The 21,130-nt window shown below is 37.7% G+C and carries 27 protein-coding genes; 6 read left to right on the plus strand and 21 right to left on the minus strand.

The window, feature by feature from the left end:
- Window positions 1-152 precede the first annotated feature (152 nt).
- Both M9R32_RS07710 and M9R32_RS07715 read left to right on the plus strand, forming a co-directional pair.
- Window positions 153-1,130 (plus strand): vanadium-dependent haloperoxidase, encoded by a 978-nt coding sequence (locus M9R32_RS07710; RefSeq protein ID WP_269926151.1) that lies wholly within the window; start codon window positions 153-155, stop codon window positions 1,128-1,130.
- A 519-nt stretch (window positions 1,131-1,649) separates the two neighbouring features.
- Window positions 1,650-1,856: a hypothetical protein gene (locus M9R32_RS07715; RefSeq protein ID WP_269926152.1), complete on the plus strand. Its 207-nt coding sequence runs from the start codon at window positions 1,650-1,652 to the stop codon at window positions 1,854-1,856.
- Between the two features lie 97 nt (window positions 1,857-1,953).
- On the opposite strand, the gene M9R32_RS07720 is transcribed toward M9R32_RS07715, so the two are convergent.
- Window positions 1,954-2,796 (minus strand): STAS domain-containing protein, encoded by an 843-nt coding sequence (locus tag M9R32_RS07720; RefSeq protein ID WP_269926153.1) that lies wholly within the window; start codon window positions 2,794-2,796, stop codon window positions 1,954-1,956.
- A gap of 515 nt (window positions 2,797-3,311) precedes the next feature.
- Between M9R32_RS07720 and M9R32_RS07725 the strand changes: the two genes are divergently transcribed.
- Both M9R32_RS07725 and M9R32_RS07730 read left to right on the plus strand, forming a co-directional pair.
- On the plus strand, window positions 3,312-3,824 hold the full coding sequence (locus M9R32_RS07725) for a DUF3231 family protein (protein ID WP_269926154.1): 513 nt from the start codon (window positions 3,312-3,314) through the stop codon (window positions 3,822-3,824).
- 304 nt (window positions 3,825-4,128) lie between these two features.
- Complete coding sequence (locus tag M9R32_RS07730) at window positions 4,129-4,674, plus strand: YdhK family protein (protein WP_269926155.1); 546 nt, start codon at window positions 4,129-4,131, stop codon at window positions 4,672-4,674.
- A gap of 36 nt (window positions 4,675-4,710) precedes the next feature.
- Here M9R32_RS07730 and M9R32_RS07735 read toward each other — a convergent pair whose 3' ends face one another.
- The 12 genes from M9R32_RS07735 to M9R32_RS07790 all read right to left on the minus strand — a co-directional run bounded on the left by M9R32_RS07735 (window position 4,711) and on the right by M9R32_RS07790 (window position 14,249).
- A complete protein-coding gene (locus M9R32_RS07735; RefSeq protein WP_269926156.1) occupies window positions 4,711-4,944 on the minus strand; it encodes a hypothetical protein in 234 nt (77 codons plus the stop codon).
- 97 nt (window positions 4,945-5,041) lie between these two features.
- Window positions 5,042-5,824 carry a SurA N-terminal domain-containing protein gene (locus M9R32_RS07740; protein WP_269926157.1) on the minus strand — a complete coding sequence of 261 codons (783 nt, stop codon included), beginning with the start codon at window positions 5,822-5,824 and terminating at the stop codon, window positions 5,042-5,044.
- Window positions 5,825-6,005: 181 nt separating this feature from the next.
- A complete protein-coding gene (locus M9R32_RS07745; RefSeq protein WP_269926158.1) occupies window positions 6,006-6,494 on the minus strand; it encodes a GNAT family N-acetyltransferase in 489 nt (162 codons plus the stop codon).
- Window positions 6,495-6,655: 161 nt separating this feature from the next.
- On the minus strand, window positions 6,656-7,216 hold the full coding sequence (locus M9R32_RS07750) for a GNAT family N-acetyltransferase (protein ID WP_269926159.1): 561 nt from the start codon (window positions 7,214-7,216) through the stop codon (window positions 6,656-6,658).
- A gap of 4 nt (window positions 7,217-7,220) precedes the next feature.
- Entirely contained in the window at window positions 7,221-7,670 is a 450-nt protein-coding gene (locus M9R32_RS07755) for a hypothetical protein (protein ID WP_269926160.1), read from the minus strand.
- Window positions 7,671-7,841: 171 nt separating this feature from the next.
- On the minus strand, window positions 7,842-8,138 hold the full coding sequence (locus M9R32_RS07760) for a putative quinol monooxygenase (protein ID WP_269926161.1): 297 nt from the start codon (window positions 8,136-8,138) through the stop codon (window positions 7,842-7,844).
- A 37-nt stretch (window positions 8,139-8,175) separates the two neighbouring features.
- Complete coding sequence (locus M9R32_RS07765) at window positions 8,176-8,811, minus strand: nitroreductase family protein (RefSeq protein WP_269926162.1); 636 nt, start codon at window positions 8,809-8,811, stop codon at window positions 8,176-8,178.
- 43 nt (window positions 8,812-8,854) lie between these two features.
- The gene (locus tag M9R32_RS07770; protein WP_269926163.1) at window positions 8,855-9,295 is read right to left on the minus strand and encodes a MarR family winged helix-turn-helix transcriptional regulator; all 441 of its coding nucleotides are present in this window, start codon (window positions 9,293-9,295) and stop codon (window positions 8,855-8,857) included.
- Between the two features lie 172 nt (window positions 9,296-9,467).
- Entirely contained in the window at window positions 9,468-10,394 is a 927-nt protein-coding gene (locus tag M9R32_RS07775) for a patatin-like phospholipase family protein (RefSeq protein ID WP_269926277.1), read from the minus strand.
- 333 nt (window positions 10,395-10,727) lie between these two features.
- A complete protein-coding gene (locus M9R32_RS07780) occupies window positions 10,728-11,270 on the minus strand; it encodes an AAA family ATPase (RefSeq protein ID WP_269926164.1) in 543 nt (180 codons plus the stop codon).
- 554 nt (window positions 11,271-11,824) lie between these two features.
- Window positions 11,825-12,808, minus strand: coding sequence for a c-type cytochrome (locus M9R32_RS07785; RefSeq protein ID WP_269926165.1), 984 nt, complete (start codon window positions 12,806-12,808; stop codon window positions 11,825-11,827).
- A gap of 190 nt (window positions 12,809-12,998) precedes the next feature.
- Window positions 12,999-14,249 (minus strand): erythromycin esterase family protein, encoded by a 1,251-nt coding sequence (locus M9R32_RS07790; RefSeq protein WP_269926166.1) that lies wholly within the window; start codon window positions 14,247-14,249, stop codon window positions 12,999-13,001.
- Window positions 14,250-14,468: 219 nt separating this feature from the next.
- Here M9R32_RS07790 and M9R32_RS07795 point away from each other — a divergent pair, with 219 nt between their 5' ends.
- Both M9R32_RS07795 and cysK read left to right on the plus strand, forming a co-directional pair.
- Window positions 14,469-15,176, plus strand: coding sequence for a hypothetical protein (locus tag M9R32_RS07795; RefSeq protein ID WP_269926167.1), 708 nt, complete (start codon window positions 14,469-14,471; stop codon window positions 15,174-15,176).
- 138 nt (window positions 15,177-15,314) lie between these two features.
- The gene (gene cysK / locus M9R32_RS07800) at window positions 15,315-16,232 is read left to right on the plus strand and encodes a cysteine synthase A (RefSeq protein ID WP_269926168.1); all 918 of its coding nucleotides are present in this window, start codon (window positions 15,315-15,317) and stop codon (window positions 16,230-16,232) included.
- An 80-nt stretch (window positions 16,233-16,312) separates the two neighbouring features.
- Here the strand turns inward: cysK and M9R32_RS07805 are convergent, their stop codons facing one another.
- The 8 genes from M9R32_RS07805 to M9R32_RS07840 all read right to left on the minus strand — a co-directional run bounded on the left by M9R32_RS07805 (window position 16,313) and on the right by M9R32_RS07840 (window position 21,128).
- Entirely contained in the window at window positions 16,313-16,852 is a 540-nt protein-coding gene (locus M9R32_RS07805) for a 2'-5' RNA ligase family protein (RefSeq protein WP_269926169.1), read from the minus strand.
- A gap of 6 nt (window positions 16,853-16,858) precedes the next feature.
- Window positions 16,859-17,281 (minus strand): NUDIX hydrolase, encoded by a 423-nt coding sequence (locus M9R32_RS07810; RefSeq protein ID WP_269926170.1) that lies wholly within the window; start codon window positions 17,279-17,281, stop codon window positions 16,859-16,861.
- Between the two features lie 23 nt (window positions 17,282-17,304).
- Complete coding sequence (locus tag M9R32_RS07815) at window positions 17,305-18,078, minus strand: alpha/beta fold hydrolase (protein WP_269926171.1); 774 nt, start codon at window positions 18,076-18,078, stop codon at window positions 17,305-17,307.
- A gap of 91 nt (window positions 18,079-18,169) precedes the next feature.
- The gene (locus M9R32_RS07820; RefSeq protein WP_269926172.1) at window positions 18,170-18,763 is read right to left on the minus strand and encodes a kinase; all 594 of its coding nucleotides are present in this window, start codon (window positions 18,761-18,763) and stop codon (window positions 18,170-18,172) included.
- Between the two features lie 99 nt (window positions 18,764-18,862).
- Window positions 18,863-19,480, minus strand: coding sequence for an NUDIX hydrolase (locus M9R32_RS07825; RefSeq protein ID WP_269926173.1), 618 nt, complete (start codon window positions 19,478-19,480; stop codon window positions 18,863-18,865).
- Between the two features lie 42 nt (window positions 19,481-19,522).
- Window positions 19,523-19,960, minus strand: coding sequence for a GNAT family N-acetyltransferase (locus tag M9R32_RS07830; RefSeq protein ID WP_269926174.1), 438 nt, complete (start codon window positions 19,958-19,960; stop codon window positions 19,523-19,525).
- A gap of 49 nt (window positions 19,961-20,009) precedes the next feature.
- Window positions 20,010-20,372 (minus strand): cupin domain-containing protein, encoded by a 363-nt coding sequence (locus M9R32_RS07835; protein ID WP_269926175.1) that lies wholly within the window; start codon window positions 20,370-20,372, stop codon window positions 20,010-20,012.
- 48 nt (window positions 20,373-20,420) lie between these two features.
- Window positions 20,421-21,128, minus strand: coding sequence for an HAD family hydrolase (locus tag M9R32_RS07840; RefSeq protein ID WP_269926176.1), 708 nt, complete (start codon window positions 21,126-21,128; stop codon window positions 20,421-20,423).
- Between the last annotated feature and the right edge of the window lie 2 nt (window positions 21,129-21,130).

The raw sequence follows: 21,130 nt of genomic DNA on the forward strand, positions 1-21,130 counted from the left end.
TTGACGCATTCTGCTTAAAGAACTTTCAAATAAAAAATTCATTCATGAATGTAATTCTTCTCACCTTTTCAGGTTGTGTATAGCCTTGAAAACACACTCATGATGTTCCTCTCATACATTGGTTAAAAGAATAATTGAGTGGAGCTGAAATAGTGAAGAAAAATTATTTACGTTGGTCCGAAGTACCTTACGCAGGTGAAAAGAAACTACCGGTAAATCCTGTTTCGCCATCTGCAGGATCATGGTCTTTGAACTATTTAAAAAGAGATAAAGATAAGAACTTCCTAAATCCAGATGGCACAATCATGCAATTCCCAATCAAAAAGCCCAGTGCAATTGATTTTGAAAAAGAATTAAAGATCGTTCAACGTACGCTCAACCACCTGACACACAATCAGGAACAATTGGCCATTTATTATGGAACAGGTGCCCCTACTAAACAATGGACTCCCATCATTGACCGACTAGTAGATACGTATGGTGTCAGTCCTGTCCATGCCTGCAGAATACTAGCTGCGGTACAAATGGCTATAAATGACACCATGATTGTCGTATGGGAATTGAAGTATAAATGGGATGTTGCCAGACCAAATCAATTTGACGAAGAGTTGGAAACGGTTATTTGTACGCCGAGATTTCCTTCCTATCCATCTGGCCACGCCAGCATGTCTGGCTGTGCAGAAGTAGTGTTAAGCTATTTCTTCCCAATGGAAGCAAAGAAGTTACGCAAAATCGCTTTCGATGATGCGTACAGCCGTTTATATGCAGGGGTTCATTTTGAAGCGGATAACAGCGAGGGATTGAATTTAGGGAGATATATTGGAAACATGATCGTTGATCACTTGAAGACACAGAAAAATGAAGATGGTCAGTCCATTGATCATCCTTATCGAGAATACCGAAACGCCAATATTATAACGGAAGATTATAAGCAGATTATTCCTTTTGATTTTAAAGATGATTGTACGTCTCGGTTAAGAACAAAAAATGCGAAAGAATCTAAAGAATTAATGGAGTCTATAGAGTCCATAGAATCATCGATAGAATCAATCGAATCAATAGAATCTAACGATGATCAGAAATCTCATCAAAAACATATCCTTCCTCGCAGGTCACCATGGCATTTTTAGTTTAACGACAATTTAACAATTCAATTTGTAAGAAGCTATCCCAAAAGCCTTTTCATATGACACTTGAGAGCAGCCATCTTTGCCTATTAAAGGCTCATGAACAATCCGTTACAGTCGGACGCTTTCCGCGGGCGGTTCGTGAGTCTCCTCGGCGCAAGCGCCTGCGGGGTCTCACCTGAACACGCTTTTCCCGCTGGAGTCGCCGCCTTCCACTACAATCATTTAATAATAAATATCCTCCATTAGCTTTTGAGAGAAAGGTTAAGTCATAAAAAAAGGTGACAAAAATTGAATTATTTGACGACCCTTTTTTAATTAGAGTGTTGTCATAGGTCATAGACAGGTTATTTGGAGTTAATGGACAGAAATGTGATGTGAATGGACAAAAGTTTCTAAGTATCGAACATTAATTTTTAATAAACAAATTTTCTCTACATGACATATTTTTTAAAATTTGAAGAATGAATCTGTCTTTAAAAACCATCTTAAGAAGGAACGATATTTTAAGGAGGTTTTTTGATGGGAAGTGACAACCATAAAGGAGCAATTAACTTTACTAGTCCCTTGTCTCAAACACCGAAGAAGAAAGATTTTAATGCGACTTCACCAAGAGAAGAGATTTCAATGGAGTTAGTGGAACAGGGATTCCTGCTGAAACCTAAACATGAGCCAATGACATCGAATCATCGTAAAAAAAGTGAACGAGAAAAATCTTACAAATCTTAAGGTATCGTGAAATTGAATAGACGGAAAGACACCTCCAATTAAGTAGCTAATTGGAGGTGTCCTATTTTATTCAACTGAATGGCAATTCCTAATATCCTTAAACTTTAACCTCGGTATGCTTTCCAATGACTTCTTGAACGGATGAAATTTTAGTGATAGTGTGAAAATCTCTCCCAAAGCTGATGGCATTTCTTGCAACTTCTGGCCGAATACCAGAAATATAACTTTCAATGCCCATCAAGTTAAAGACTTGGACTAGTTGAGTCAACTGAAATGCGACAGCTTCTTCGATTTGGATTACACCAGAAAGATCGATGATTAAACTTTCTACCTTGTTCTCACTGCACTTTAATGGAATATCATTCAATAAAGACAGCCCACGTTCAGAGTTAATGACACCAATTAACGGTAGTACGGAAACTTTATCACAAATCTTGATGAGTGGAATTTCCAATAACTTAATCAAGGCTTGATGTTCAGACAATCGCGTCTCGTTGAAGGCATGGTAATATTCCGTGAACTTGACAATCATCTTATCAAATCCCGAATGTAGCATTTCGCTCCATTCAGCTACACTGTTTTTATCCACATCTACATTCGTATCATGGATAAATCGATGAATATATTGCCAAAAGAGTGCTCTCGTTTTCCCAAGAAATTCTACTACGACATGTATTGCTATTCTGTTTTCCACTCGCGACATTGCGACAGTTTGCGCCCAATCCTCTAGCTTTTCCAGAAATTCAGTTTCATCCTGATATAAGCTCGATATCAATAACTGAACGGTTTGTTTATGTTGCTTTCTCAATAGTCTTTCCACATCCGGTGAAGTTTCACAAGAATAGAAAGAACCTGGTTCGGTTGCTCTGGCATTTAACCAATCTTCCGTAATTTGATCTGCCTGTTCTTTAAGATAGTTCAACAATGCGAATGTAGACATCTTGAGTATAACTCCTTTATGTGAAGTAGTTTAGATCTAAAATCTATATTTTCTGAATGTTAAATTATTACTTATAATATCGGATTTTTAGTATTTCGTAAAATTTTAGTAGATATTAATTTTGATAGTTTTAAGTTTTGCATATAAAAAAAGAGACTAACCGCTAAGTTAGCCTCTTTCATATGATTATTTTACCTTAACTGTTTTCTTCTCTTCTACAGGAACTGAAACATATAATGTTTTCGTTTTCGCATCATAGAAGTATGAACGTTTAGTAGTATTTACAGCCTAATCACTGATATTATATGTGTTCTCATCTTCTTCGAAATGGTAATCAAGTGGTTGTTGCACAGGTTTACCTGTTTCTGATGCATCTTTAATAATGAAGTTACTTGGCATGAAGCTATATTATTTTCGCAAACAAAGCATGAATAGCATTTCATGTAACACACATAATACACATGTAATTTTCTCCGCTCCAAGGAGAATGTTTAAGACATGAGGAGGAATAGTGATTGGGTATTTTAAGTGGTAATCCTAAAAATGAACCTTTGCATGAAGGTGAAGTATTTGGAGTCTGGTCTTATATTGCAACCAACAATGGGTTAATCAGTTTGTACCAAGCGTTTATTAATCATGTTGGGGACAGAGACCTGGGAAGCATGCTTGAAGATGCAGTTAAAGCAATGAAGGAAGAAAATCAGGAAGCATCAGAATTATTGAAAGCCAATGGTATTGCAATCCCCCCTGCCTTGCCTGATCGTCCAATCGCAACAGCGGACGAAATTCCTGTTGGTGCACGAATCACGGATCCTGAAATTAGTGCAATCCTATCTGTAAATGCAGCCCAAGGGCTTGTGGGATGCAGTATGATAATTGGCCAAGCCATACGTGAAGATATTGGGATGATGTTCGGCAAGTTCCATTCAAACAAAGTACAATTTGGTGCAAAATTGTTGAGAATGAACAAAGAAAAAGCTTGGTTGATTCCTCCTCCACTAAATGTATCACCTGTCGCAGCCCACTAATAATTAAAGCTAATTACATTTTAGCCCTTGAATACTCAATGAGTGATTCAAGGGCTATTTAATAACAATAGAAACTCAGAAGATTCCGCATGTGAAACATTTAAAGCATTATTGAGTTTTGTGCAACCTAGAATGTGGAACTGTCTACCTGTAACTCAATTCTGTCTACCTGGTTATTTTGTGATCACTTTATGACCTGTATAAATCGAGATCTTACATAGTATCTGCCTAATTGCTTTTCAATACATACCCCAATAGGGTATACTACCTTTAACAAATACAAAATGAAGAGGTGTAAGTACCAATGAAAAAGAAACTTCTCTATTTAAGTGCTGCGGCATTGATGGTATTAAGTGGTTGTGGAAATGAGACAAGCAACGACAAGGAAGCCAATCATGAAGAAATGAATCATGGCGGCTCTCATTCAAGTTCTGGTGAAGTACCTGAAGGCTTAAAAGAAGCAACAAATCCTACGTTTGAAGTTGGTAGCAAAGCAACAATTACGACAGATCATATGAAAGGCATGAAAGATGCCGAAGCAACAATTGTAGGAGCTTACGATACGACTGTTTACACAATTTCCTACACACCTACTACTGGTGGAGAAAAAGTGGAAGATCATAAATGGATCATTCATGAGGAAATAAAAGACCCTGGTGCTAATCCTTATGAAGCTGGTGATGAAGTAATTGTTGAGGCAGACCATATGGAAGGCATGAAAGGCGCAACCGCAGTCATCGACTCAGCTGAACAAACAACTGTCTATATGGTAGATTACACGTCTACTGAAAACGGTGAAGAAGTGAAGAATCATAAATGGGTAACTGAAAGTGAACTTTCTACAAAATAATTACCCCTAAATTAAAAGAGAGAAAAGGCGACTTAGTCATCGTTTCTCTCTTTTTTTGCTTTTATCGATACGGTGATACTCCGAAAGTTGGACCACTCGGACATTTCGCGTATGGAGCTCATGATAAATATCTCTGCTATCACGAAAGGATATATATTGATCCCTTTCACTTTGTATCAACTCTTCCGCTATTTCCATGGATTCCACATGGATAAATCGGCGAATATAATGCTCTTCGTCAAAAAAATAAGTAATTTTGAATTCTTTCATGATTGTTAAACTCCCGCTATTTATTTGGATTGTCTAAGTATACCCATGCAAAAGCCTCCCTATTAATTAAATTAATGGGAGGCTTTGAGACTTAATATTATATTTTCAATTCGATCTTAGCGTCAGCTTTTAACTCTTCAACATGTTTAGCCAGTAGTTCTTGTTGCTGTTGTTGTTGAAGAATTCCTTTGATTTCCTCTTTTGCTTCTTCAAGTGGAGGAAGCTCTTGTCCTGCTGCTTTTGCCTGTGATGCAGCTTGATCGTAATAATCTTTAATTTCTTTTTCTGTTACTTCTTTAGCAGGTACAACTTTATCTTGATATTTTTCAAAAAGAATTGATTCAGCAATTTGATCTTTCAACATCTTCGAGTCCATACTTTGTGCTTCCAGCGCTTTATTCATCGCTTCTTCTCCACCGTATTGCTCTTCAAAAGACTTATATCTTTCATCAATTTCTTTTTCAGAAGCTGTAATTTTCGCTTCCTTCGCTTTTTGTAAAATCAACGTTTGACCTACAAGAGAATCCAGTACTTGTGTTTTTACTTTCTCTGCAGCTTCTTTACTACTTGGGTCTTGACCTGACTGTTGCATTTGACCTTGGATGGAAGCCAACGCCGCATTATATTGGTCACCTTTTAATTCTTCATCATTAACGACTGCAACTACTTTGCTCTCGTCTACTTCCTGCTCAGCCATTTTCTCCTGCATTTCTTTAGCAGCTGCTGCCTGATCTTTTTCAGTTGGTGCTTTCGCCGCTTCCTGCTTCGTTTCTTCTTGTGGTTTTTCTTCCTTTGTTGCTTTATCTTCGTCATTACAAGCAGATAAACTTAAAGCTAATGCCCCTGCTGCTATAGGTAATAATAATTTTTTCATATTCATTCTCATATAAACCCCTTTCGATTCTAACCTACGCGTTTATACCCACGCATAGATTGCATCTTAACGGACATTCATGAAAAGTTAAACCAATACCCCTTCATGTCATCAAATTGTTAACTCCTTGTCATATGTGGACCATAAATAGGTTTGGCATGAAGATTAATGTTATTTTTGATTTCATTCAATTAATATTTAGTCCCAGAACCTTTTTATAGAAGACAAGCGTAGTGAGTCCATTAATTCTTCGTTTTTCTCCAGTTTGGACATATCCCATTTTTTCATAGAGATGACAGTTACGTGTTTCCTCCAGGATTGTTGCCAGTTCCCAGCTAACCGCATGTGGGAATCTTTCTTCAGCTAGAAGTATTGCTTTTTTCGCTATACCCTGGCCTTGATATTCCGGAAGGATAAACATAGGACTTATCCAAAACTGAACATCTTCTTTCCAAAAAACACATATGGCTCCTACAAATTTGGTGTCCAGCAAAATTTTAAAAAACACACCATTAGGATTAGTTAACCGAGTAATAACGCGTTCAATTTTTTCGTTCGCAGGATTAATAGTGTAGTCCTGATACTTTTCCATAAGTGGTGTAAATGCTTTTACCTGCATATCAAAAAGAGCTTCGGCATCTTTTATGGTTGCTCTTTCCAGACGCACTTGGTTCATATGTAATTCTCCCATCAAACGTTGTCATTTCCTTGCACAACTCATTTATTTTTGAAATCTGTCAAATCAAAAAAAGAGTTGTCTTAGCAACTCCTGGTTCTACATTTTTAACTTTCTTTATTCAATTAGACATGAACATTCTCTCAGTTCCTTTTCATCATTTAAACTAAATATTCTTCTTGAAAAATTCCGTATACAGCACAGTCTTTGTATTGATTTTTCGCATTACGAATCATATGCCTAATCAATCCTTCTTGTTTCATTCCAACTTTTTGCATGATCTTTCCGGATGCGGGGTTATCAATGTTATGTGCTGCAGCTATCTTATGAATATTCATATGCCTGAATCCAAATTCCATAACAGCTTTCAACGCTTCTGTGCCATATCCCTGATTCCACCACTCGTAACCGAGTGTAAATCCTACTTCACAATTTTCCGTAGTGAGATCGAAATGATAAAAATCGATTGCACCGATAAGATCGCCAGTTGCTTTTAATTCAATGCCCCAGTAACAAAATTCTTGATCCTCATATTCATTGACTATATTCGTGACCCTCTCGACTGACTCCGAGATGGATTTATGTGCTCCTTTTATGAGATTGTCCGTAACCCGTTCATCAGACATCCAATTGGTAAAGAAGCTCTGTACATCTTCAATAACTAGTCTCCTAAGAATCAAACGGTCGGTTTCCAACGTTGGCGTTCCGTAAAAATTTATCATGTACTCACCTACTTTCATTTATTTTCCCTTGTGTCCATGGCATTAAAGCAACAAACTCTAACTGAACAACCGGTTGTGGGAATTCATTTGGCAAAAACTCCAAGTCATCAGAAAAACCAATTGTAAAGTTTTTTAGTTGAACTGTATTAGAAGCGTTCCAATTTTCCTTGGTGCACAACTCTCCCTCTAACACCTTGCCAACGAAGTGATAACTCCCCATGTATTCATGCATACCTTCTTCCAATGTCGAAAAATCCGATAGATGTCCAGGTTTCATCGGATCAATTCCTAGGCTTTTAAATACAGATGCTACCGAAGCATCTAAATTTTTGATTGACTCCAAAAAGTTTGTACAGTTTAGACAATCACAAATCTCAAAATCTTTGCTATAAAATTCTCGTGTCTTTATAAGATCGACTTCTAATACCCATTTTGCTAGTTTAATCTCCAGCATGCTTACACCTACTTTTATAAATCTCTCAACCATTTAATCACATAATTAGGAACTCTTTTAAGAGTAACTTCTTCTCTTATAAATAAAATCCCTCTTTTGACGCTTCACCGGGAAAGCGAAAACAAAAAAAGACACCTCCAAAATCAGTGGAAGTGTCTTAACGTCATTCTATTATTGGATTCTCTCATTACCTTCGTAAATTTTCATACTCAAAGGTGCAGCTAAATATTGAGAAGCTTTACTTACAAATGAAGTGAAGTGATCACTCTTGTTTTGATTTTCAACAGAATTCATATCCTGCCATACTTCGACCATCGTGTATACGTGGTCTTTTTCTGTATCTTTCATTAAGTCATATGAAACATTGCCATTTTCAGTTCGTGAAGCCGTAATCAGTGTGCGTATTTCCTCTAAAAATGATTGTTCTTTGTCTGCTTGTACTTGAAATCCAGCGTGAATAAGTATCATTGTATTCGTCCTTTTCTCTACTTAGTTTGGGTGATTTTTATTTCCATTCTGTGATGGCATCCACAGGTAGACGGACAGATTGATACCCTTTATCTATCGCTTTTCCAATTGAAATAAGCATAACGGGGTAGTAACGCTCTTTATCCATTCCAAAAGCTTCAGCAATTTGATCCTTCTCATATCCTCCGATAGGATTCGTGTCATAACCGTGAGCTCTAGCTGCGAGCATCAGTTGCATCGATACTAAACCGGCGTCAATCAAGTTCATTTCCTTCAATTGTTCCGGTGACAGGGTAGACACCAAACCTTTAATCGCTGGCAATTGTGCATCTCTGACTTCAGCCGGCATCAGACCTTGTTCAACAGCTTTTCCGTAAATCTCGTCAGCATAGTCGATACTGTTCATATCTGCAAAAACGGCAATCATTGCGGCAGAAGTTGCCACTTGGTTCTGATTGAATTTGGCCAATGGAGCCAATGTCGCTTTGCCTTCAGGGCTGTCGATAACTACAAAACGCCAAGGTTGGAGATTAACGGATGAAGGGGCAAGCGTGGCTGTTGTTAATATTTCAGTCATTTCTTCACGACTGATTTTAACTGCAGGATCATAATTTCGGATGGAACGGCGTCCTGTTACGATTTCATTAAAATCATTAATAAGTGTTTTGTTCATTTTTCATTCTCCTTTAAGTTTCACTTAGTTTATTGCAATGCTACTAATCGTTTGGATCAATATTTGAGACATTGTCCTGAATTCGAGTAAGCATATTTAGAAGCAAAGAACGTTCCTCTTCATTGAATCCATTCAAAACTTTCGAAATGAATCGCTGTTTCTCGTCTTGGTAAGCTGAGATACTTGTACGTCCCTCATCAGTAAGACGAACAAACATAAAACGATTATCGGCGGGATTCTTGCGTCGTGTCACCATTCCCTTTTCTTCGAGTTGCTTTAAATGCCTCGTTACAGCAGCATGATCTATGTTCACTTCTTTTTGTAGCTCGGTCTGACTGATTTCATCCACTTCGAACAGTTTGGTCAACAAATCCAACCGGGATTGACTGATGCCTGTACATCGCTCAAACTTTGGGCTAGTTTGTTTACTTATCTCATACAGTCGATAGACGATTTTTCCCTCGTCGGAACATGAGTTGGACATTGTATCCACCACTTTCGATAATTGATAGGTCAATCATTGACCCGTCAACTAATATAATCTACTTCCATAAAAATATCAACTAATAAGTTTAGAATTTAGTTTCCATCCATAAAAAGAAACCTCCAATGTAAAATGGAGGCTTCCGATAACCTATTTTTATCATCACTTTAAACTAAAGCCGGTTCGTCATCTGGAAAGTTTGCTGTCCCGTGTTGTTAGGTGTCCAAGTCTTCAGGAATTTCTCAGTGCTAAGGCGTCCACTCTCAATCAATGCTTTTTTACTTTCATCATCTAAATCAAACTGGGTGGCACTCACATCGTCCACAGGAATGAAGATAATGTCTTTTTCGTGTTTTCGCGAAATGTATTTTTCATCATGTGCATTTTGCATCGTAGAAAAGAGTGCTTCAAACAATTGCAGACCATTGTTCATTTTATGAGCTTGCGATCCATTATGCCCTCGTGCTATTTTCAAACCGAGTAATGGACGTTTTCTGCTCTGGTCCCGATTCTCGAATAACCACATCGGGAAATTGCTCAGCACCCCACCATCCACAATGATCGTATCCCCATACCCTACTTTCAATTTTACAGGTTCAAAGAAGAACGGAATCCCGCAACTCATTCGTAAAGCACGTGCAAGTGGAAAAGTTTCTGGGGATATCCCATAGTTGGGTAAGTCATCAGGTAGTACCATGATTTTGCCGTTCGATAAATCTGAAGCAATAACTTTCAAAGAGTCAGGTGGTAAATCACCAAATGTATAGACACCTTTTGCTGCAAGCTTCTTTAAAAACCAATCTTCCAGTGCCTTGCCTTGGTAAAGCCCCATCTTCGAGTAAAGAGAGAACCATTTCATAATGGGCAACGGAATAATGGTCCTTCTTGGATCGAGTAGGGCCTTAAAATCCTGCTCATCTAGCATAATCTCAATTTCCTTTGCTGAATACCCTGCTGCAATGAAACAGGCAAGTATGGCCCCTGCGCTCGTTCCCGCAACTCGATCAAAACGATACCCTTTCTCCTCCAACACCTGAAAAGCCCCAACCAATGCGAAATCCTTCAAACCACCACCTGAAAAGACCCCGTCAATTATCATTGTCAACGCTCTCCCTCATTTTGTCGTTGTTTCAATGTAATAAGAAAGATGTCGATTTAGAACTTAATTCGACAATGACTTTATTGGGCAAAAGCATATTAAATGAAGTGAAAAGCCTTCCTCGCTAGGTTTGGAAGGCTTCATTCATGTTTTCGTTTGATGTAATGGGGCAACTTTTCGAGATATTGGGGCAACTATTGTTGTTATAGGGGCAACTTTCCCCGTGATAGGGGCAACTAACCAAATATCTCCTAATTCCTTCGGAGAAAAGTATTCAAATTCAAGACACCTCCCATCAGGAATAATGCAGATAGGAGGCACAAAAGTCTTCATCTATTTAACAGCTTCTACTGTTTTAAGTTTTTCCGTTATCGTTTGAACTATCGTATGTACAGGAACGTTCTCCGTATTGATGTACTCCCCAAAATCATGTTCTTTAAAAGCTTTCAGGCATTTCGATGTTTGTTGGAAGCACCAATTTCCTTCTTCCTCGCCTCGTCCCTTAAGTCTATTGAATATCGTTCCCTCTTTTGCTGTTAAACAAAAATGATACGTTTGTTCATCAATCTTATTTAATCCATTAAAAATGTAATTAAAATATTCGACTTTCCGAATGGTCATTGGAACAATCAAGTTCACTTTATATTGTTCAATTATGTGCCCAGCTACGGTAACGGTTAATTGTTTCCATAACTCCAAATCCTGAAAATCTCCTGTTTTTGCTTCAAGAGCCATAACATCTACTGGAAGAATTTTGCCTAATAAACTCCCGATCTCTTCTGGATCAAAGATCATACTATTTTCGACTTCTTTCTGAAGTTCATTGGAAACGGTTGTTTTCCCCACTCCAAACGCTCCATTTATCATGATAATCATTCGTGCACTCTTCCTTTCCACTGGTTTCAGCCTTCTACAAGCTTCATATATTTCTTAAGTTGTTGATTGTATTCGACAAGTAGGTAGCCACCTGTTTCTTTTACAGAAAATATTTTGGTCCCGACTGGCAATGTATTTGCTGTACCGTTTATAAAATCATCGGGATTGGTTGAGTTTTTTGTAATCTCACCAATTTGTTCGTCCTTCGTTAATTCAAGTTTTTCTACCCACTCAATATTTGTGCTGTAAATAACATCTTCCCATTGAAAGATATCCGCATCAGGATTAAGCTTAAGTATTTCATTCGCATCAGGGTTTACTGTGACTGTTACTGTTACTGTTTCCGGTTCAGTACTTTCGTAACGAACATCCTGTCAGCGTGGCAATCACAATTAGTAAAGCTAAAACAAATTGAACACGTTTGTATTTCAACTGAAATCCCTCCTTTTAAGATTAGACGAGCAATTCCAATTTTTTGTTACATTTTACCATTTACCACGACTTCAGGAAACAAAAAAAACACCGCAAATGCGGTGCACAAAGCTTAGATGTTATTATTTAGCACTTTTACTTAGAACTTCATCCCATTTAATAGTGCCATCTTTTACTTGTTGACGGAGGTCTTTCGTCATCAAATCTTTTGGCTTTCCTCCACCTGGCCAATCCCCTTCATGTTTCTTAAATTCTGGTCTATCTTGGGAGAGAATAAAGGCTGCCAAGTTACTTGCCTCTTGATCCGTCAATGATTTCTCTTGTCCTTTTGGCATGTTGTTCTGAATATAACCAGCCATTTTTGACATACGGGCTAGCCCTGCTCCGTCATTAAATGAACCGTCACCCCATAAAGCTGGTCCTGTTAATGCACCCGTACCTGAGCCGTCCTGTGCATGACAGGATATACAAGATTGTTGAAATTTCTCTTCTCCAGCAGCTACATCCGGTGTTGGAACTTCTTTCATTTCATTTTGAGCGAGCCACGGAAGCTCAGCGCCAACTGGAATTCCTTCTGAAATATACTTGAAATACGCAATCATTGCATCAAGATCTTCGTCATCTTCAACAAAGGCCTCGCCGTTCATACTTCTAACCATACATCCATTAATGCGTTCTTCCAATGTCACGATATCGCCTGAACGTGCAATGAAATTTGGATACTTTGCTGCTACTCCTACCAATGGTGAGGAATCTTCCTCTAACCCTGCACCGGCGTGACAACTGGAGCATGAAAGTTCATTTATACGTTTTTGACCATCTTCAGCTGATGCAGCATCCTGTCGTAATACTTTAGACGTATCGTTAACCAATTCATGACCTCTTAAAATCGCTTCACCTTGAGGACCGTCCGGAACATTTTCAAGTGATGGCGGATTGTAAGCAACTGTTAATGCTTCTTTACTTGAGGCATTATTTTGCGCATTTTGCGTCATGTTGCGATCTGCCCTTTCTATTTCTTCGCCGAGTCTATCACCTAAAACGACAATAAAAATAAGGGATAATATAAATAAGATTCCGATTACTAAAGAATATCCTCTACTCATTCTTTGCACTCCCTCCTTCAATTAATTCATCTTTAAATCATTCCTGTTATTTCAACACTTATACCCATTCCGGTATAAATCAAATCTTTATATAAGAAAAATTAATTCTTAAATACTAGATAACTAGAAAGGTGCCCTACTACAAAAAAATAAACGACCGAAAGTAACACGGTCGTCTATGATTAATGTGCTATTCAATTGGTGTCAGTGCTTTCGTTTCATCCAGATAAATGAAAGCATCATAACGACTCCCCATTTTTGATGGAACATAGTTCCCATACGCTTCAAACTCAGGATTGTAGACCACGCCAATTGCCCGATGACCAATCCAATTATCAAATAAATGGCGATTATCATCATCAAAAATCAACAACTGATTGAAGTCTCCGGCCGCGTGCATGGCGTGTTCCCATGAATCTTTCATGGCAACGGGTACTTTCATTATTTTAAATGGCTCTGCCCACTGTTCCGCTGCGATCACTGTTCCTTTATATGTTCCAAACCCCACAGAGTAAACATTTTCTTTTCTGTTCTGCAGACGGAGAATCTGCCCTACGTTCACCATGCCAGCCGCTTCCATATCCGTGGCTGAAGCATCCCCGATATGGGTGTTGTGTTCCCAAACGATGATTTTTGCGTCGTGTCCATTATAATCCATGACTTCATTAATCACTTCGACCATATGTTCATCTCGGACATTCCAGGAGATGTCATCACTACAGACCATAGCCCGGTAATATTCTTCAGCATTTTGCGCTACCATTGCATTGATTTTCAAGTTCAAATCGGCTTCCTGAACATGATTATAATTGTCTTCATGAGCTCTGATTGATTTCAGAAGCTTCGACACTTCATCTACACAAGCTTCGGAAATGTTGATGGAAGACATGGCATACGTTTCAGGATGACGGTTGAAAGGTTCAAAACAAGCAAAAGCTTTTTTGGCCAATTCCAAATCCGCACTTCCTGGATTTGTCTTGCTTAAATAAGTGATGACTTCGTCCAGTGATTCCCACAAACTGTAGACATCTATTCCGTAAAAACCTACCCGCTGACTTTCTTCACTTTTCACATTGTGTTCCTTAAGCCATAGTATAAAGTCTGCCATTTCCTCATTTGCCCACATCCAAGTTGGCCAACGATTGAATGCTTTTAACACGTCTAAAACATCTTCTTTTCCTTCAGAATAGCCTTTAATGTAATGATTAACTTGCTGGCTTGATGGCCAATCACCTTCTACGGCAATCAACGTGAATCCTTTTTCCAAAACCAATCTTTTTGATAGTTCCGCTCGGACGGAATAAAACTCGGAAGTACCATGACTTGCTTCTCCCAACAGAACGATTTTGGCATCCCCGATTGCCTCTATAATAGTAGATAAATCTTTTTCAGTTTCAAAAGGCCTGGCATATTTTTTAATGGATTGCTCTAGGGAACTCATCGAAACACTCCATTTCCAGTTGAGTTTACGTTTTTTTCTGCTATCTATTAATGCTCTTTAACTTCCTATATTTATATTCTAAATTCCCCTGTTTCCTAAGCTTTATTCTCAAAAATTCATTCCTTTTAAAAAATGGATATAAATGGCATGTAACAAATTCATGAAATAGGAAAAGATAAAAAATTGAATGAAGAATTTATTTAAAGGGGCGGGTATCGCATGTCGATGGAATGGTTTAACCGAGTAACTGCTGAGCTTCAGGATCATCTGAATTCACTTTGTGATGAATATGATAAAGTCGGTCAAATGACGATTGATCAAAGTGCCAAACATCCGAGAATTGAATTTTTCGTCGAGACCGAAGATGACGACCGGGAGTTTTTCTGCACCCTCCTCTTTGATCCACATAACGAAGAATTTTACATTGAAACTTTCGATTTTGAATTCGAAATGCAGGCAAGAATCATACTCTCTGATATTGAAGATGTTATTGACGCCGTTCACGAAAGCTTCCATTCTTTTATGAACGGAGATAGTGAAGCATTTTATGTGGATGAACTAGATGATGAAGATGACTATGTCTTGGAAGAAACTTATGTAACAGATGAATATGAAGACGGTGCAGAGTATTATATAGATGAAATTGTACATGATGACTATGATTCATATTCCGAAGAGCCTGGCGTTGAATGGGAATCTCCTGAAGTCACAGCCTTCCATATAGAAGATGAAGTAGAAATCACTTATCAGTTTGGACTAGTTGGAGATACGGGACACGGTGTTCTAAAGAGGGTCAACCGATATTGGATTGATGATGAGCTCCATAAAGACGAAAGCATCTTTACTTTTTCTAAAGAAGAGGCTAGTACGATGATTGCCATGATTGCGAGCCATATGGACAAAATGACTGAATATAAAGAGCTTTGAACTTCATGAACAGGTATCGGTGAGATTCTTTCCGTTACCTGTTTTAATTTGCAATAAATCCTCTTAATAGCCCGTGTTGCCTTGTATGTACTACAATAGAAGGATGAAAGTATTACTTAGTGGAAGGTTGTTATATATATGAAACCTGTTAATAATATAACCGATTTGATTGGGGATACCCCTGTCGTCAAGTTAAATAGAATTGTTCCAGAAGGAGCAGCAGACGTCTATGTAAAGCTGGAAATGTTCAATCCAACCAAAAGTGTTAAAGACCGTGCGGCCAACAATATGATCAAACTTGCAGAAGAACAAGGGTTGATTCACGCTGGAGCGACGATTATTGAGCCAACTAGCGGCAATACCGGAATCGGCCTTGCGATGGTGGCTGCGGCTAAAGGCTACAAGGCTATTTTGGTGCTTCCGGATAATGCTACTCAGGAACGCATCAACCTTTTAAAAGCGTTCGGTGCCGAGGTCGTATTGACGCCAAACGAAGAAAAAATGCCTGGTGCCATTAAAAAAGCACTGGAATTAAAAAATGAAATTCCGAACAGTTTTATTCCGCAACAATTCGAAAATACAGCAAATCCGGATATCCACCGGACAACTACTGCATTGGAAATCCTGGACCAAATGAATGGTGAACTGGATGCTTTCGTGGCAACAGCAGGCACAGGTGGAACCATCACAGGTACAGGCGAAACGTTGAAAGAAAATCTACCCGGTTTGTATGTCATCGTTGTTGAACCAAAAGGATCGCCCGTATTGTCTGGTGGGCAACCAGGTAAGCACAAGTTGGTCGGGACAAGCCCAGGATTTATACCCGATATTTTGAATACAGAAGTTTACGATGAAATTATGCAAATCGAAGATGACGAAGCAATTGATATGTTTAAAAAACTGGCACGCGAAGAAGGCGTTTTTGTTGGACCTTCTGCCGGTGCTGCCGTATTCGCAGCTATCGACATCGCTAAACGTTTAGGCAAAGGCAAAAAAGTGCTGTGCATTGCGCCGGATACTGGAGAACGTTACTTGAGTATGAATTTGTTTGATTAAAAATTTCACTGAAATCGCAGAAAAGCTCGGTCCATTTGGGACTGAGCTTTTCTTTTGTATCCTATTAAACTTGTAAAGGGTTAATTTGAACAATTTAAAGGTATGTCTAAATACTTTATATATTTATTTGTTTCACTCTCTTGATAAACCCTTACAAATCTAACATCGAAAGTTGGAAAAGGACTAAGTTCTTTCTCTGCTAATTCTTTCATGTCTATAAGTTCCAACTTTGATAAACCATAAGTTGTTTTCCCTATAGTCATATGTGGCACAAAGTCATCGAGTTCAAAATACTTTTTAATTAAGTCCTTGGAAGGAGAAACTTCATGAACAATACTTTTATGTAATTCCAACAATTCTTTTGAATTTGCACTTAAATAAAGAATGTCATCACCGAAGAACATTGGTTGATCCAGTGTTATTTGAAAGGGTTTAAAGTTATGACATACTTCTCTAACTTTACCTAACCACTCTTCATCTAATGATAATCCACCTTGCGCCTTCAGCGTGATATGTGGTTCGACAACATCTGTTATTCGGTTATTTTCCCATCTCTGCTGAAATTCTATTAGTTTTATTTTGTATTCATCTGAAGGTACAATCCCAATAAAATATTGCAATATATATCACTCCCTAAAAAAATAGTCTGTGCTGTTATTAAAGATGGACTGGACTTTTATAGCTACTTCTCTAGGCTTAACGTCAAGGTTGGATAGGTTTTCAATATCAATCCATGTTGGCAAATATGTACCTCTATCACTATTTACACCGGTGTATTCTTCACCCTGTCCTGTGCCAAAAGTTCCGTCAAAAATTTCAGCTAAGAAAAAGTATTGTGTACCGTTAAACTCAACCTTTGAAACACACTCACTAATATTTACTGTTACACCTAATTCCTCAAAGGCTTCTCTTTTTGCCGCTGTTTTAGGATCTTCTCCCTCGTCAATTCCACCACCAGGGAAAACATAATAAACAGAATCGTTCCTAATTCTTTTAATCAGCGCAACGTGATTGTTTTCTACTAAAATTACTCCTGCTCTGTCTCTCAAAATATCCCACCGACTTTCGCACACTACTTAATATAATTTCGTGTGTTCGTTTGTATTTGTTTTACACAATCTTTAATCGCTTCAATGACGACTGTGGGCTCTGATAATTGGGGGAAATGTCCGCTTTTTCTCGCTATAATGTGTTTACTATTTTTAGACAGTGTCAGTAGTTCTAGTTGATTCGCCAGTCGTTTTTTCCGAATAACCTCTGGCATCATTCGATTTTCTTTTCCACCCGTAACGACAAATACAGGTATTTCGGGGAAAGCATCTATTTGTTGAATTTGATCCACAGTTTCATTCACAAAATGAACTTCATTGAATTGTTTATGTGAGGACAAGGAATCAAACAGTGTAAACATTTTATTGATTGCTCGTACGGACTTACCTTGATATTGATTTAGACTTAAATCTTTCGGGTGGCTGGATTCTAAAAAGACTACTCCCGATATCTCTTCTGGATAAAGTCGAGCATACAAATTTGCATATAATCCACCTAAGGAATGCCCAACTAATAAAAATGGAGGTTCAAATCCCACGATTGTTAAAGCTTCGCGAAGAGTTTTAATAATCGTACGTCCATCTTGTGCCTCTTGGGGCTTATCACTACCACTAACTCCAAAGCGATTATAAGAAAATACAGATGATGACTCCGAAATTTCCGGTAGCACTTTCATCCAACCTTCGATTGGTCCTGAACCACCATTAATCAACACAATATTTGGTTTGCCGTTTTCGCAAATATTGTATTGTAGCTTTCCTTTAGATGTTTCCACTGTATATTTCGTTAGTTTCAATAGGTGTACCTCACTTTGTTAAAGTTTCTTTCCTGATGATAAGAAAAAAGAGCTGTTTTAGCAGCTCTCCGATTTTCACTCATGCCCAAAATTAATTTTGGAATACCATATCTGCTTGTTTCTTAGGAAATTCAGTCTTCAAATAATAGTCTTCTGCTTTCCAATATCGAGTTCTAAATTTCTCGATATTCATCTGTGTTGTTTCACTTTCACGATTAAATCTTTTCTCTCTCGGACAATCCAAGTAAATCATATAATCGTAAAAACTTCTCCACGCTTTCCGTTGTAGGAATACACCTTCAATGATAATTAGACATGTTTCAGGTAATCTAACGACTTGTGATTTTTGTGTATCGGATGAATAATCATATGTAAGTAAATGTAGTTCCCTGGACGATTTAAGTTTTTTGAACAAGTGATCTTTTAGCCACTCCGTATCCCATTGCAGATGGTAATATTCGTACCACTCTTCACGGCCAGTGTTATAACGTTGATTTCTCACAACAATGTAGTCATCAATATGTAAAATGCACAATGGTATATCTTTTTCTTGGAAATGCTGTTCAAATTTTTTTACAAAAGTTGTTTTTCCAGAACGACTTAAACAATCAATTCCAAGAATAAACCTTTGACCTTCCTTAACATTTGGAATTTCGTTCAAACTTGAAAGTATGCAATCTTCCATTCAGTTCCAACCCCTAAAATTAACCTTTAACATGCATTTTATTTTTTTGATTAGGAATAGTAGCCTATTTTCAAACAAATTAATTCAGCCCTTTTCGACTTAATCAAGATAGACAAATTCTTTGGTATTTGTTAGATTCTTAAAAGCCATCTCAATTTGTGTTTTCGTATTTCGAGCTATTGATAGTGGCGGTATTTCGTTTTCAGAAAAGAATTCAACAGCAGTGGTTTCTATCCCCTTTACTGGTTGGCCACCAATTATTTCACATTGAATAAAAATTTTATAAACATGAAAAGGAGATGGGGGATGGGGATGGCACTTCTTATCAAGAACAGCCAACAACTTAGTAGCTTTCACGTCAAATCCTGATTCTTCTTTTACTTCTTTGATTGCCACTTCACTTGGAGACAACCCAATGTCAGCCCAACCACCTGGCAATGACCAATCTCCATCCAGCTTCTCTCGTACCATTAATATCTTATTATCTTTAAAAATAACCGCCCTGATATCCACTTTTGGGGTAGCGTAACCCGTTTCATTTGCAAATAAGTCTTTAATATTTTCCTTATCCATTCCAGTTTGAACTGACATCATTTCAATGCTTATTTGCCTAATTAATTCAAATCGTTCCAAGTCATACACATCATTTGAATAACTCAATCCCACTTGTGCAATGGATTGAAGTTGTTTCGCCCATTCAAGCCACTTATATTCCATTACAGTTACCTCCATTTTTTTCTAAATCCGATGGGTATATAACTAAATTGAAAAGTAGTAAAAACTATTTGACTCTTTTATAAATCCAATTTTCTCGTACAGTCTTTGTGCGGTAATGTTTTCCTTACCTGTCTCAAGAGAAACTCCTTTTGCACCTTTTTCCTCTGCAAAATGAATTGCCTTCATTATTAATTTCTCAGCAAACCCTTTTTTACGAGCATTTTCTTTCACATATAAATCATTTAAAATCCATGACCGCTGCATACTTACTGAAGAGAATGTTGGATAAAGCTGAACGAAACCAACGGGATTATTCTCATGAAATGCAATAAATACTACTGACTCTTCGTTAATCATTCTTTCTCTTAAAAATTCTCTTGCTCCTTCAAGATCAGATTTCTGTTCATAGAATAACCTGTATAAATCAAATAGTTCGGTTAGCAAATCAAGCTCATTTAATGTTGCTTTTTGAATTCTCATTTTTATATACCACCCATCTTTTGCTCAATGTACAACATCGGTTACAATACTAAATCTCTTTCTGTACTGGCATAAATAAAGAGGGATTTAATTCGAAACTTTCAATGACAATGGCCGTTAATCCTTCAGTTGTTTTCGTTTCGTGCCACTCATCCTTCTCCCAAAACACTGCTTCTCCAGCCTGGACTTTTATGTATTCTTCTTGGTCATTACGAACAGTACCTTCTCCAGATAAAATCAATAAGAGTTGTGGTACAACGGCTTGGTGATACCCTACAATTCCGTTCTTATCTAAATGCATACATCCAATATTAGTTGCCTTATCAGTTTGAATAATACGAGACATAATAAAATCCGAATTGAATTTTGAAATCTGCTTACCACTTTCTTTGTTAAATGTATAAAACTCCATAAGGGACCTCGCTTTAGATATATTTCATTCACAAAATAATGAACACTATTAATTCTTACTTAATCTCTCAATGCACGATCGCAAAGCTGCTTCTCTGTTTATATCAATAATGGTAGAAGCTACATCTGCCAAATCAGTTACTATGAAATCCGCTTCGACTTGATCCCACTGAGAATCTCTTTTCCACATACATTTCATTCCTGCATTTTTGGCTGCTTTCACATCATTTTCTGGATGATCACCGACAAATACACTTTGATCTGGGGTCACATTAAGTTGATTCAAGGCTCTCATAAATATTTGAGGGTCAGGTTTTCTAATTCCTTCCCATTCAGATACTAAGAGGGTTTCGAAATATGCTTCAATACCTAATGCTTTGATATTATTCATCTGAAACTGACCATATCCATTTGTAATGATGCCTAAAACAAGGTTGTTGCTTTTTAATTCTCCGAACATGTGGTGGAGATTAGGAAATGGAATACAATGATTCTTGAATTCACTTTTATAGTCTTCAAGTAAATACGGCCAGTCGATCCCAGTAAGCTGAAATTCGGTGACTAACTGTTGATATACTTTATCTTTCCAAACATAGCCACGGCTATCTAACTCAATAAATCTAGTCATATAAAGTTTTTTGGGAATATGACCTAACCATTTATTCAATCGCTCATATTGGTCGCCAATAAAGTCTTCTACTGATCGATTCCGGTCTAATAATGTACCATCTAAGTCAAATAAGACTGCTTTAATCATTT

The sequence above is a fragment of the Paenisporosarcina quisquiliarum genome (assembly GCF_027563315.1).
GTDB classification, from domain to species: domain Bacteria; phylum Bacillota; class Bacilli; order Bacillales_A; family Planococcaceae; genus Paenisporosarcina; species Paenisporosarcina quisquiliarum.